At 43.0% G+C, this 12,023-nt stretch carries 19 protein-coding genes; all 19 read right to left on the bottom strand.

What is annotated here, in order from left to right; genetic code table 11:
* Positions 1-52 precede the first annotated feature (52 nt).
* Positions 53-580, bottom strand: coding sequence for a hypothetical protein (locus FYJ52_RS00360; protein WP_154575282.1), 528 nt, complete (start codon positions 578-580; stop codon positions 53-55).
* 1 nt (position 581) lies between these two features.
* Positions 582-1,016, bottom strand: a complete 435-nt coding sequence (locus tag FYJ52_RS00355) for a chloramphenicol resistance protein (protein ID WP_154575281.1) — start codon at positions 1,014-1,016, stop codon at positions 582-584.
* Positions 1,013-1,342 carry a minor capsid protein gene (locus FYJ52_RS00350; RefSeq protein ID WP_154575280.1) on the bottom strand — a complete coding sequence of 110 codons (330 nt, stop codon included), beginning with the start codon at positions 1,340-1,342 and terminating at the stop codon, positions 1,013-1,015. The genes FYJ52_RS00355 and FYJ52_RS00350 overlap by 4 nt, the downstream gene beginning before the upstream one ends.
* Positions 1,339-1,665, bottom strand: coding sequence for a DUF6751 family protein (locus FYJ52_RS00345; protein ID WP_154575279.1), 327 nt, complete (start codon positions 1,663-1,665; stop codon positions 1,339-1,341). Before FYJ52_RS00345 ends, FYJ52_RS00350 begins: the two co-directional genes overlap by 4 nt.
* Positions 1,643-2,053 carry a head-tail connector protein gene (locus tag FYJ52_RS00340; protein WP_154575278.1) on the bottom strand — a complete coding sequence of 137 codons (411 nt, stop codon included), beginning with the start codon at positions 2,051-2,053 and terminating at the stop codon, positions 1,643-1,645. Before FYJ52_RS00340 ends, FYJ52_RS00345 begins: the two co-directional genes overlap by 23 nt.
* Positions 2,040-2,177, bottom strand: a complete 138-nt coding sequence (locus FYJ52_RS00335) for a hypothetical protein (RefSeq protein ID WP_154575277.1) — start codon at positions 2,175-2,177, stop codon at positions 2,040-2,042. Before FYJ52_RS00335 ends, FYJ52_RS00340 begins: the two co-directional genes overlap by 14 nt.
* A gap of 10 nt (positions 2,178-2,187) precedes the next feature.
* On the bottom strand, positions 2,188-3,081 hold the full coding sequence (locus FYJ52_RS00330; protein WP_154575276.1) for a capsid protein: 894 nt from the start codon (positions 3,079-3,081) through the stop codon (positions 2,188-2,190).
* A gap of 6 nt (positions 3,082-3,087) precedes the next feature.
* The gene (locus FYJ52_RS00325; RefSeq protein ID WP_205960709.1) at positions 3,088-3,723 is read right to left on the bottom strand and encodes a phage scaffolding protein; all 636 of its coding nucleotides are present in this window, start codon (positions 3,721-3,723) and stop codon (positions 3,088-3,090) included.
* A gap of 275 nt (positions 3,724-3,998) precedes the next feature.
* A complete protein-coding gene (locus FYJ52_RS00320; protein WP_154575274.1) occupies positions 3,999-4,334 on the bottom strand; it encodes a hypothetical protein in 336 nt (111 codons plus the stop codon).
* 181 nt (positions 4,335-4,515) lie between these two features.
* Positions 4,516-4,764 (bottom strand): crAss001_48 related protein, encoded by a 249-nt coding sequence (locus FYJ52_RS00315; RefSeq protein WP_154575273.1) that lies wholly within the window; start codon positions 4,762-4,764, stop codon positions 4,516-4,518.
* A 136-nt stretch (positions 4,765-4,900) separates the two neighbouring features.
* The gene (locus FYJ52_RS00310; RefSeq protein WP_154575272.1) at positions 4,901-5,905 is read right to left on the bottom strand and encodes a type II toxin-antitoxin system antitoxin SocA domain-containing protein; all 1,005 of its coding nucleotides are present in this window, start codon (positions 5,903-5,905) and stop codon (positions 4,901-4,903) included.
* 15 nt (positions 5,906-5,920) lie between these two features.
* Positions 5,921-6,304 (bottom strand): hypothetical protein, encoded by a 384-nt coding sequence (locus FYJ52_RS00305; RefSeq protein WP_154575271.1) that lies wholly within the window; start codon positions 6,302-6,304, stop codon positions 5,921-5,923.
* Positions 6,305-6,482: 178 nt separating this feature from the next.
* Positions 6,483-6,668 carry a hypothetical protein gene (locus FYJ52_RS00300; RefSeq protein WP_154575270.1) on the bottom strand — a complete coding sequence of 62 codons (186 nt, stop codon included), beginning with the start codon at positions 6,666-6,668 and terminating at the stop codon, positions 6,483-6,485.
* Positions 6,665-7,369, bottom strand: coding sequence for a hypothetical protein (locus FYJ52_RS00295; RefSeq protein WP_154575269.1), 705 nt, complete (start codon positions 7,367-7,369; stop codon positions 6,665-6,667). The genes FYJ52_RS00300 and FYJ52_RS00295 overlap by 4 nt, the downstream gene beginning before the upstream one ends.
* Positions 7,370-7,417: 48 nt before the next feature.
* Positions 7,418-8,050: a DNA-methyltransferase gene (locus tag FYJ52_RS10005; RefSeq protein WP_205960708.1), complete on the bottom strand. Its 633-nt coding sequence runs from the start codon at positions 8,048-8,050 to the stop codon at positions 7,418-7,420.
* Positions 8,037-8,600: a ParB/Srx family N-terminal domain-containing protein gene (locus tag FYJ52_RS10000; RefSeq protein WP_205960707.1), complete on the bottom strand. Its 564-nt coding sequence runs from the start codon at positions 8,598-8,600 to the stop codon at positions 8,037-8,039. The genes FYJ52_RS10005 and FYJ52_RS10000 overlap by 14 nt, the downstream gene beginning before the upstream one ends.
* Before the next feature lie 66 nt (positions 8,601-8,666).
* Positions 8,667-8,912, bottom strand: a complete 246-nt coding sequence (locus FYJ52_RS00285; protein ID WP_154575268.1) for a hypothetical protein — start codon at positions 8,910-8,912, stop codon at positions 8,667-8,669.
* Positions 8,878-10,557 (bottom strand): phage minor capsid protein, encoded by a 1,680-nt coding sequence (locus tag FYJ52_RS00280; RefSeq protein ID WP_154575267.1) that lies wholly within the window; start codon positions 10,555-10,557, stop codon positions 8,878-8,880. Before FYJ52_RS00280 ends, FYJ52_RS00285 begins: the two co-directional genes overlap by 35 nt.
* Positions 10,557-12,023, bottom strand: coding sequence for a phage portal protein (locus FYJ52_RS00275; RefSeq protein ID WP_154575266.1), 1,467 nt, complete (start codon positions 12,021-12,023; stop codon positions 10,557-10,559). The genes FYJ52_RS00280 and FYJ52_RS00275 overlap by 1 nt, the downstream gene beginning before the upstream one ends.

Raw genomic sequence — 12,023 nt, 5'->3', positions numbered from 1 at the left:
AAAAGGGCTGGATTGATACGCAGCCCTTTTAAACGTCCATGATACTAATCAATTATGCCCCTGTTCCTGTGCTTGTGGTTGTTGCGCTGTCTGGAGTAAATGTCATTTTACCGTCTTTAATGGTGGCTTTCCCAAGCACCACATCACCAACCTGGTTTAAGTTGCCGCTCATGGTGACTTTTTCACCGCCATCCCCTTTAATATCCGACACTTCAACATTGACGTGGAATTTACGGGCAAAATACGATCCATCTTCATTTTTGTTAAACAGATCGACTCTGTAATAATCCGTTTCAGCATCTTCACCGGTAAGCTGTTTGGCCCCGATATTATAGATGTACTGAATCACTTCCTGGCTTTTAACAAAATCTGTTTCAAAGGGGAATTGTCCTTCATAGCCAGTAATGGCCGATGAACTCGAAGATTCGTTAATATACGTTGTGCTGTCCGATTTTGACGAAGGGCTTTCATCCAAAGAAGTAAAACCCGTTCCGCAAAGCTGAAGATCGGATGCGCCTGATTTGCCAACATCCAAGTAATCTGCAATTTGATGTCTGATAATTGGTGATCTATTCTCCATTTTATGCCTCCTGATAATATTGTAATTCACACTCGATTTGGTACCGAGCTGTATTAGCCTGTTCGTTCATGAGATAGCCCGTGTCCGTCGCTTTGAGCGCCCACGGTTCTTTTTTCTCGCCTAGGTTAGGCAAGGTGCCCTCTCTTGAGCATTTTTCCAGCCAATCGGAAAACTCGCTGAAAAAATTGGAATTTTCAAGATTGGTGAGAACATCGCTGCCATAATAACGCGTTGACGCAAACACGAAAGAAAAGCGGCGTACGCTGTCGCCATTGATATACTGCTTCACAATCGGATTGACCGGCAAAGGCTCGATTACATAAGCGATCGGATCCGCACCAAGCTGATCAACACCAATCCCTTTTTTATACGTCCCGAGACAAGGGCATTGGTTCTTGATAAAAAGCCGAACTGCTTTCAATATGCTTTCGCTCACTTGGCTTTACCTCCTACAAAGCGTGCCACTTCCTTTGTAATCGTCTCGCCTTCCGCTGCCCAGCATCGCTTATCCCAATATGGGCCGCGTACCGGTTTGCCCTCACGGGTGTTCTCTGTCGTGTACTGCCTATGTGCATATGGGGTGACAAATGTGATTGAATCCACGGATTCAACCGCGGTATTCTTCAAAACGCCGTTATCTTTCTTCACGTATTTATCCATATGACGGCGCATCGTGCTGGTGAAAAATCGCTGTGCCAAACCACCTTTAGACAATCCACGTGATGATAAAATCCGCGCTGTATCGATGTTGACTTTACTCATTTTGCTATCACCTTAATATGCTGCATGTGTGCTGATCCATAATCTAAGACGTGCACAGATGTCACAAGCAAACACCCCGCATCTAAAAGCTCCGCTTTCGTTTCACCTTCTATTGGGCATTCACCTTTGGCAATCATGTCTTCTTTATCGACCGTCGTGCCGATCGGCAAATAAAAAATTAACTGATCGCCTGAATAAACCGTTTTACCGCTGATGATCAAAGCCTGCTCATTTTGGATATGAAGCGCGTTCACGACCGTTTTGTCATAACGATCACATTCTTCCGCGGCATCCCACGTTTTATGAAAGATTGTCGCCTTCACCTTCAAACCCCCGGTACATTAAACCTGTTTCCATCAAATAGGGTTTCACCGCTTGATACCAGGCCTGTGCATTGTAAGTCAATAATTCTTGTGCCGACGGCGTCACATAGGATTCACTTTTATCCCCAATACCTTCACTTGCAATCACACGCCCATCATGCGCCTGTAATTGGGTCTCTTCTGCGATAAGCTTGTCAAATACTGCGCATTCCGCTAATTTAACGTTATCTGCGGTGTTTTCTGTGAAGCTATCTCCATGCTTGGCAATGCGGCCAAAACAATAATAATCGCAAATCCGCGATGCTCTTTTAATCAGCCGGTTAAAGGCGGCCTCATCAGAAAAGCCGCCATAGACAGACTGATAAAAATCAAAGTCAGCCGTCAGCATTTTTCGCTGCCGCCCGTTTTTTCGGCTTTTCCGGTTTTATTTCTTCATATCCCCGGCTTTTGTAATAATCGAGCTCGCTTTCATTGATTGTGAGTTCTTTATTGGCTTTGATTACATGAATCATTTTTCACCCCTTAAGCAGTCGCTGTGACGTTAAATTGAATTGCGTCCGCTCTCTGATTGAGAATGAAGACATCTTCATAAGATTCTTCGTAATACAGATATTTACCTTCGGATCCGGCGGACGGCGCATCGAGTTGGCTGTACGTATAGGCAACCGGTGTAATGACAGCCTGCGGATGAATCAGCATCATATTAATCTGCTGCGCGCTTGAGCCCACTTTATAACCGGCCGTAAAGTCATAAGCGGTTTTCATCAATTCAGAGGGAACGACTTCCACCTGTACCAAATCAATGTCTGTGACGCGGCGATTGATTGACGTCCCTGCGTCCTTGATATCGATCGCCCGTGTGACTTCTTTTGCCTGTTTGATCAGTGTTGACGTCTGCGGCGTGACATAGAGGATCCGCCCCATTTCAGGCGTGTTCGCTTCGGTTTCAGCCTGCATCATCTTGTCAAATTCTGATAATACATTGTCAACGGTTAAGGCGGTCGTCGACGCTGTCTTGGACTGTGCCACCCAATCCGCATAAATTTTCGAGACACAATAGGCATCCATTTCAGGAAATTTTTGAAATTCATTAAACGACTTTGTGATATTTTGAATGGACAACACCTGATTAGAGAACTGAATATCTTCAGGTGGTACAAGTGTTTTCCATTTTCTGTAATTATCAAGCGTCTTGGTTTCCCATTCATTCTGATAATTACGTGTGAAGGATTCAATCTTATCAAGCGTACCATCTACACGGCCGCCTGTTTTTACAACCGGAACTTTTATCGTATTTGCATCGATAAATTTGTACTGCGAATTGTTTTCTGTGTTATAAAGCGCACCGAAATGCAACACATTTGGAAAAGCATTCGCTAATGCCTGTGCATACTGTTCTGCATAATTAACTGCCATAAGTCATTACCTCGTTTTTCTTACACCTGTGAAGTGGAAATTAAAGCCGCCGCCTTTATTTACGCCCTCTGTATCCTCTGTCATGGTGGGCGCTGACGCGGCTTGCGGGCCATCTTGTTTCGTTTGCTCTTTGACGAATGCGCCGGGCTGCGTTTCCTGCATCTGTTTCATATAATCGTCGGCACCTAAAAATTTACCGCCGTCATATTTGAAATCTTGAGCAAGAAATTCAGACAAAGCCGCTTTTTTAGCCAGATCGGATGTGAATTGATACTGTCCCAAATAATCCCGCGCCGCGTATTCTTTTTCTCGCGCTGCCATTTGGTCTTTAAGCGCCTGGGTATCGGTATTGTACTTTTCTTCCCAATCTTTTGTGGCCTGTTTAATTCCGTCAATGTCCATGTCATTAAACGCTTTGATCTGTTTATTGGCGTCATCGAGCTGTTTCTGAAGCGCTTCCTGCGTTTCTTTCTGCGTGTCTTTCAGCTCATTGACTTTGCGATCGTATTTATCTTTTGCGATAAATTCACCGTCATTCAAATCAAACAGTTTCGCATTCTGTTTTTCGAGCGCCTTTTCAAACTGATCCTGTGTCAATGCCTGGCCGTCAAATGCTTTAGTTAAGATGTCCTTTAATGCCATAAATCTTCCTTTCCCGAATCGATTTTTTAACCGTGGTTCACTCCACAACTTATCGGAGCGCATGTTAACCGGCTTGCGCCAAGCCGAAAATGTGACGCGGTTTAACGTCATGTGACAGGACGAAGCCTTTTAACCGCCATGCTCAGGGCAATAAAAAACCACGACGTTTTGGTTAATTTCGTCGCGGTTAAATTCGTAACTGTGACGATTTAATTAAAATCGTCAGGGTTAAAATGGTTATGCGTCCTTCTCTATCATTTTTCTTACTGAGTTCCTTATCGCCGTGGATCACAATCAAAATAGTCTGCCATGTCTCCTAATCCGGCTTCTTTTAGGTACCCATATTCCCGCTCCTTCTTTAGTCGTGTATAATCTGTGAGGGTGTCAAATACCCTATTCTCACGTTTTCTCTCGCAAGACTTTTGATATACATTTTGCCTCTTGAGCTTTTTAACTGTGCGTGGCTTTACGATCTTTCCTTCATCAAATACATTTTTTAATCGAGTATTGGCTTGTTTCTGCTCCCAAGCATATCCTCTCATGCCATCGGTTAATCCTTTGAACGAAAAACAACTCATAGCAGCACAAATTCGGCCTGGGCTCAATGTCATCGTGTTTTCTCCTTATTTGTAAACAATAAAAAAACGCCTTTCAGCGTTGTGAAATTTCAATCTTTTAATGTGACAATTGCGGCAATAGCCAGCGTAATGAGCGATTTAATGGCGTCGGCCGCTAGAATGGCGCCGACAATTGTAAAGAATAGTTTCATAATTCTCCTGTTATCCTGCCTTGTTATAGCATAATGCCTTCTACCGCTGCGCGGAGTTCCAGTGCATTCAAATATTTCAACATAGCGCGGTACTGACAGTATAACAGACTGCGTGGACATCTTGGCGTAAATGGCAGTGTCCCTGCGTCCAAATCATCAAGCATGTTTTCAAGTTTCTCCACTCGGATTTTCAACTGATTGTATTCTGCTGCCATACGTCTTCTGTAATCTGTGCTAGTCATGTCCGCAATTGTTTCTTTTAATTCTTTCATTTTTTCTTCCTTTCAACCTCTTTCTAAGCCCTTGGTAACACCTTACTAAGCCCTTGGTAAGCCCTTACTAAGCCCTTGGTAAGCCCTTTCAGGCACTAAAAAAGCACCGCCTAAGCGATGCTATTTTATCTTAATATTATGCCGATTTCCGCATATGAGCTATATAATGATTGATACCTTCAACTGACAACATATCAAAATTATCATACACCTGCAAAAAATATTGCTTTATCTGCTCTTTACTTATGATTTCATTCGATCGTTCATCTGAAGCGTAACCACGTCTAGCATTTATCCATGGTATCTCTTTATGCGTTATACCCTCAAGCGCTTTTCCGCTGTATTGTCCAAACGTTTTGGCAACCAAGTCAATGATCTGTTTCTCAACATCATTTAGTTGCCCGTCAGACCATTTAACATACGGAAATCTCTCATCATCAATCGGATTATATTTGAAATTCTTAAATAAATTATAAACATCTGGAAAAACGGGGCCATGAATCCATGCTTCACAATCTTCTTCAATAATTGCCAGCCCAGTTGTCGCAAGCGAAATACCTTGAACGAAATATAATAATTTCTGAAGAGATAACGGCGTAATTTCTTCTAATTTTTCAAAAATACAAGTGATCACGTTACGCGTTTTTTCTGGCACTTTTGCCGTCAGCATAAGATTATTAATTGCTCTTTCCGACTTCTCAAAAGCGATCTGACTGATACTTTCTTTATGCGCCTGAAGCATTTCTTTCATATAACTCGGCGAAGCGAGTGCACGACGTATTACATCAGAATATTCTTTTGATGGAACTTGACCGTCAAGATAACGACTAATCGTTACCTTTCCGAAACCAAGCGCTAATGATAATGGTTCTTTCCCAATATTGTAAACATCAGATAACTTTTGAATATCATCAACTGAAACAATACCTTCTTCTTTCCGATATTGTGTGTCTATTTCTCTAACATTTTGATCAATTAAACCGCGTGGCGTAACTTGGCAACCACATTTATCACAGTACGCTTCGGTAATAACGAATTGGTAATCTTTTCCTCGGATTGTTCTTTTAACAGTTTTCTTTTGAAGAGAATAAGAGACTTCATTTTCGCAAAACGAACAAAATGTATATTTTCTATTATTCATCGCGATTCTCCTTTCTCATTTTTCAAAATAATACTCCATCGGATATTTGCTTTCATGGAAAGAAATGACAACCACAAAATGGTTCTTGGTCTTTTTTAGTTTGATATAAAGTTCGACCTCGTCAAAACCATCTTCAAATCGTTTTTGAAGCGTCACATTTCTGCCAAATATATATAACATTTCGCTCGACTGAAGCGAACGGTCTTCTACACGTCCACAAAAATCATTAACTTCAAGCTGTGTGATGATCTCCGCCGCTTTCCGTTCATCAATCAGATAATTGAGAAACAATGCGTCATTTGCTTCTCTGTTTTCATTGCGTTCAATATGGTACTGGCCTTTGCGAACCAGTTCACATACAACTAATAAATATTGCTTGACTTCGTTTTTGCCGATCAAGAAAGTCTCCAATTTATTTTTCTATGGATATTATAATAAAATGATTGGATTTTGTAAATATTCTATCATTGATTTAAGATTTTTTACGAAAAGTCACAAATGCTTCAATTTTTGTCTATCGCAGCTCTTCATTCATGAGTTATCTCCTTCTTTTTCATATTCTCACACTTTATTATACCTAGAAAAATTCCTTAACGATATTAAAATCATTGCTAAGGTGCGCTGTTAAATTCTCATATCTTTCTCGAAGTTCCTTTGGCCATTGATTAATTTCCGGCAAATTGTAACCGTTCTTATACATAATACGCACAAGTTCTAAAGCGGAATCTGTTTTCAGTGCTTCTTCATATGCTTTCTTATTCATGATATCCCCGCAATAAAATCAAACAAAGCTTTGTCCTTTTTCTTTAATAATTTAGGATTCGTGCAGTAATAACGATACCCTTCCGAAAAATATTCAATTAAAACATTGGTATTTAGATTTCCATCTTTTGTTATCCATTCGTTTCCCTGCGAATCAACTTTGTTAATAAATCCCTGATAGGTTGATAGAAATTTTTCGTTATCAAGATACCGGATTTCTCGATTACCTTCTCGGACTTCCGTTTTAATCTCCTTGGAAAAGACACTTATTTTTTCAGACAGCCCGCTATCTCTAACTTTTTTATATTCAGGATCGTTGTAAAGTTCAAGCATCGTTTCAAGGGCGTGACCGAGTTCGTGTGTCAAATCACCTTTTCCGGCGGTGGCTTTAAGATATAGAATCCTTGTTTTTCTATTATATCGTGATGGTTCATTTTCATCAACTACCCTGATTTCTTTTACATAATTCTGCAGCGCATCGGCATGTAATTTTGGAATTCTGCTCAATTCGCTTTTAAAATACTGCGTGAAATCGCCTTGGAATTTCTTCGATCCTCTGACTTGATTTAAATAAGCTGGCATATTCACACTTATAGTGTTCTTTGTATTGTTCTTCCCTACTCTCGTCCTTCCCCACTTCGCCCACTGGCCTGTGGCCTTGGAGAAGACTTTGCATTGGCGCATCTGTTTTTCGATCAGCACCTTGTCATTTCAGCCACTGTCGCCAGATTTCGCTTGTGATGTGCGTCATCATGTTCGTCTAATCAATTTAGCTTTTTCGCCAGTGAATTCTTGCCAACGTTCGACAGTGACATCAACGTATCTTGGATCACATTCCATACCATACGCCACGCGCTCGTTTTGCTCACAAGCCATGATCGACGTTCCGCTTCCACTGAACAGGTCAAGCACAATATCCCGATCTTTAGTATTATTTCTTATGAGGTAATCAAACAAACCGATGGGTTTCATCGTCGGATGTAAATTAGATACATTTGGCCGGTCAAAATCTATTACGGTTGCCTGCTTTCTATCAGACGTCCACAAGTGGGGTGCACCATCTTTCCATCCGTAAAGGCATGGTTCGTGTTTCCACTGGTAATCTTGTCTGCCTAAGACAAAAGCGTTTTTATTCCATACCAAACACTCCCTGATTTGCCAGCCAACATCTTTGCAAGCGCCTCGGAAGTTATATCCTTCTGAATCGGCGTGCCAGATATAAAAGACAGCACCAGACTTCATAACACTGTCTGCATTTGAAAAAGCGTCTCGGAGGAATTGCCTAAAAGCATTGTCAGATTCAAATTTATCATTTTCAATTTTTAACATGTCTTTAGTTTTGCCAGTATAATCCACATTATAGGGTGGATCAGTTAAGAACATGTCGGCTTTCGCCCCCCCCCATGAGATTCTTTACATTATTTATATCAAGGGAATTACCACACATCAAACGATGTCTGCCGAGTTGATAAATATCGCCGGGTTTTGTTTTAGGTTCTTCTGGTAGTTCTTCATCAAACTCATCTTCTTGAACATTTGCCTCATTGTTGTCAAAAGAGAAATCTCCGAAATCCACCTCAAAATCGCCAAAATCCAAATCCTCCAGTTCCATGTCCAGTGCTTCAAAATCCCAGTTTGACAGCTCCGCCGTTTTGTTGTGCATAATGGCATATTCCCGGCGCTCTTGATCAGTCAAGTGGTCAAGGCGGATAACCGGCACTTCTGCCATGCCGAGGCGTTTTGCCGCTTCCAGCCTGCCGTGACCTTCCACAATGACGTTGTGGTCGCTCCAGATGCCGATCGGATCGTCAAAGCCGTACTTCTTAATGCTTGTCGCGATCTGCTCCACATCATAATCCTCATGACGACGTGTGTTGTTTTCATACGGTTCTAAATCATCAACTGGCAAATATTCAATCTTTAACTTTTCCATGTGCTCTCCTGTTTCATTGCACTAAAAAAGCACCCATTTCTGAGTGCTTATAAGTCTCCTTTACTGTCAATACCACATATAAACCATATGGTCGGGATACCTGTTGTATTTCACCATTTGCCGCAAGATCTGAATGATTCTTCCAAAACCATATGCGGCATTATATTTTTCGTCCTGAGCGTTATATTTCACGGAATCATAGCTGTCATTTTTGATATTATACTGAAAATTGCCAATATCGTTTTTGTCCTCATAGCAATAATCACCTGTGATTAAATCACCTGTTTTTTTTAAGTTTAGCAAGCGAATCATAATACTCTCCAGACTCCTTAGAATAATTGTATTTAGTACTCGCCATTTCATGCGCCACCGTATGATCAATTCCTGGATTTTCTCTTTTTATTTTCATCTCAAGCATTTCATGGTTGATCAGTGTTCGATCATGCTGCTTAATATCCTTTTCCTTACCTTCTGCAAGGCGCTGCCAACTTTGCGCAATCGCGCAATCGGGAATGAATGGCTCCATCTTTCCTGTAAATTCATTATACCATCTTGGCTCACCAGAAAACAAATAGTTTTTGATAGATTTAATATCTTCTTCGGGATAGCCCAGCCTATCAGCAATCTTTTTACAGTCTGTTGATTTTTTCATGATTTCAGAATAGAAAGAGTTCGCAAATGCTTGTGCCTTCTTGCTATAAGGATTTGTAATTCTTGCGCCAGAAACGACAATATTATTGGTTGTTTTGCTCATTACTTTCCCTACTCTCGTCCTTCCCCACTTCGCCCACTGGCCTGTGGCCTTGGAGAAGACTTTATAATTTTTCATCTGCTTCTGAAGCAGCGCCTTATCTTTCGTCAGATCGAGTCCAGCTTCTTCTTTCATCATGATCCGCTTGCGGGTCTTGCGGATCGCACGTTCATAGGCCCGCTGACGCTGGGTGACTTCGTAATAGGAATAGGTTTTGCCGTTGTATGTAACCGGTGGCGGATCAAGGCTCGCCAATTCCTCTTTAGAGTATACCGGCTCTGAAATGCCTGGAAAGAATGGATAATAGGTATGACGGCAGTTAGCGCCGAGCAAACCGGTGACAGTGCCGAGTCCGGTGGCCTCATAGAGGTTCTTGTGCTTTTTATCCCGTCCGTGAATCTTATAAACTTTCCCCTGCCATTCAGCGTGGGACGGTCTCGCACCTTCATGGGCAGAGACTTCAACGTACTCCGCGCCAAGCGCTTCAATACTTTTGTCATTCATGTCCTGAGCCATTTGATTGGCGCCGGTCATAACAGCCCGTCGCACCGCCGCTTCAATGGACGTATTCACGCCGGAATCGTATTGAATGGCTTTAAGCCCTTCACACGCATCAATCGCCTCACTGATGGCCTGCTCGTACGCCTTCACCCCGGATTGTACCTGTCTTCTGGCGATGGCCACGGCGTCCGCATACGCTTTGTATACGGGCTTATATTCCACCTTCCCATAACGCACATGGGATTGATACCCCACGTTTTGATAAGCTGCTTCAATCCCATTTTTGGCGGTTTTATAAGAGGGGGCGATAACCGTCCTGAGCTCTTGCTTGGTAATGCGGCTGAAGTTTGAAGGGATCGTCTCACCTGTGACGGTGCCCACAAGCTCATCCTGTGCCAGGACTTTCTTGTACTGCCCGTCAACTTTGGTGATGGTACCCGCTTTTTCTGCTGCCTGGTAAAGTTTCTTGTCCCGTTTTTTGGACAACAAAAAAAGCGCACACAAGGCGGATAATGTGTTGCGCTCGGTTTGTCTTTTTCTCCGGTCGGCTTCGGCTTTGACCTCGTTGGCGGCCTGCATGATCTGTTCATCTGTAATGGTGTCGGCCTGTGAGAGAACTTTTGCATATTTCTTCAGGCAGTAATCCTCAAAGCTCTCATCGTAGATGCTTTCGGTCAGTCGGTCTAAATCTTTTGGGTATAACATCAGGTTTCAGATCCGTTCGTTTTGTTTTCGTCGGGCGGCTTGCCTTCGGCCTCTGTTTCTGCCCCTTGCAAAAGCGTTTCGATTGGATTTTCTTTCTCCGGCATCATGTCAAGGGCTTCTTTTTCGCTGACCCCATATTTTTTCATAAGATACAGCTCCGGTTTCAAAATCCCTGCAGCCACATCAGCCTGCATGGCAGCTAATTCGGTTTGCTTATCAATGACAATGGAATCATCCCAATTGAACGTGATTTCCAGCTTGGGATTGTAACGCTGAATACCGCCGATCTGCGCCCAGCAGTTGATGGCCTCGATCAGCCCTTCAAGTGCTCGCTGTAAGGCCATTTGTGTATCTTTGACAAGAGAGAATGAGCGCTGACGGCTGGAGTTGATTTCCGTCGCTGTCCGTTCAATATCATTGGGATCTGAAAGTGTCCCGTAAGCCAAGCAGCAGGAAAATTCAATGCGTCTTAATATTTCGTTGAGGCCGTTGTATAGAGACGCGTCGCGAATCGGCGGGTCGTATACGTGATAGGTATCGCCGATACCGGTTCCGAAGTCTAACGTTCTGAACAGTCGCTCTTTTCCAGCCGGGTAAATGGGCCGGCCTTTTGCATCCTGCATGATGGCTGAACGGTCGACGTCGATTGCGGCTTCTTTTGCGGTGTATTCCCAGTCAATTCTTGAATATTGCCGGTCTGCATCTTCAATGAGCGGCAGCGCATCGGCGTAAATCGACACGCCGAGTGGGGTTACGCTGTCGATAATGTTGTCTCCCGGCATCCGGAAGTACGAAAATAACGGGGCGTAAACATTCGTATACGTACTTTTGGGTTGTAAATCTGCCCAGCCCTCAACATCAGTTAAGGCACACGGCGTCCCTAAAATGTGATCTGCTGCGGTTTGATACTTTTTGTACGCTCTATTTTCAATGGTGTACGTTTTGGCTTGTTTGTCAAATTCGTGATGTTCGAGCCGTGTATAAGTATATTCGCCGATGGTTTTATACTCTGGCAGCACAAGCCCTGTGATCTCGCCGGTCGAGCTGTATCGCGTCGGCACAAAATAGCCTTCTGGCACATAATCGATGGCAATTTCGCCATTAATCAGATAGGGCTTGAAGATCATTCCGCCTAAGGCGATGCCGCGCTGAATGCGGTTTCTCAGCTGCGCGGTGACCTTTTGATATTGTTCGTTCAACCATGGATCATTCGAGACTTCTGAAGAGAATTCAACAGTGACAAGCCGCGCGATCTCTTTTGAGATGCTGACGGGTAAGTTTAGGGATTTAGCGTTGCTTTCTAGCTGCCAAGGTGCTTCGCCGCGATAAGCGGCAGCCCATAACGCAATCGCGTTTTCCATTTCTGTGGTCATGGCTGCGTCGATATGAAACGCGTTTTGAATATCCTGCCGGCCGATCATATTCCCAAATACCCCCTGTATCAATGATTTTAATCTGTCAAACAT

Origin of the sequence: Pseudoramibacter porci (genome assembly GCF_009696145.1) — a bacterium.
Classification (GTDB): domain Bacteria; phylum Bacillota; class Clostridia; order Eubacteriales; family Eubacteriaceae; genus Pseudoramibacter; species Pseudoramibacter porci.
The sequence above is the reverse complement of the archived record's forward strand: the minus strand, read 5'-3'. Positions and strand labels throughout refer to the sequence as shown.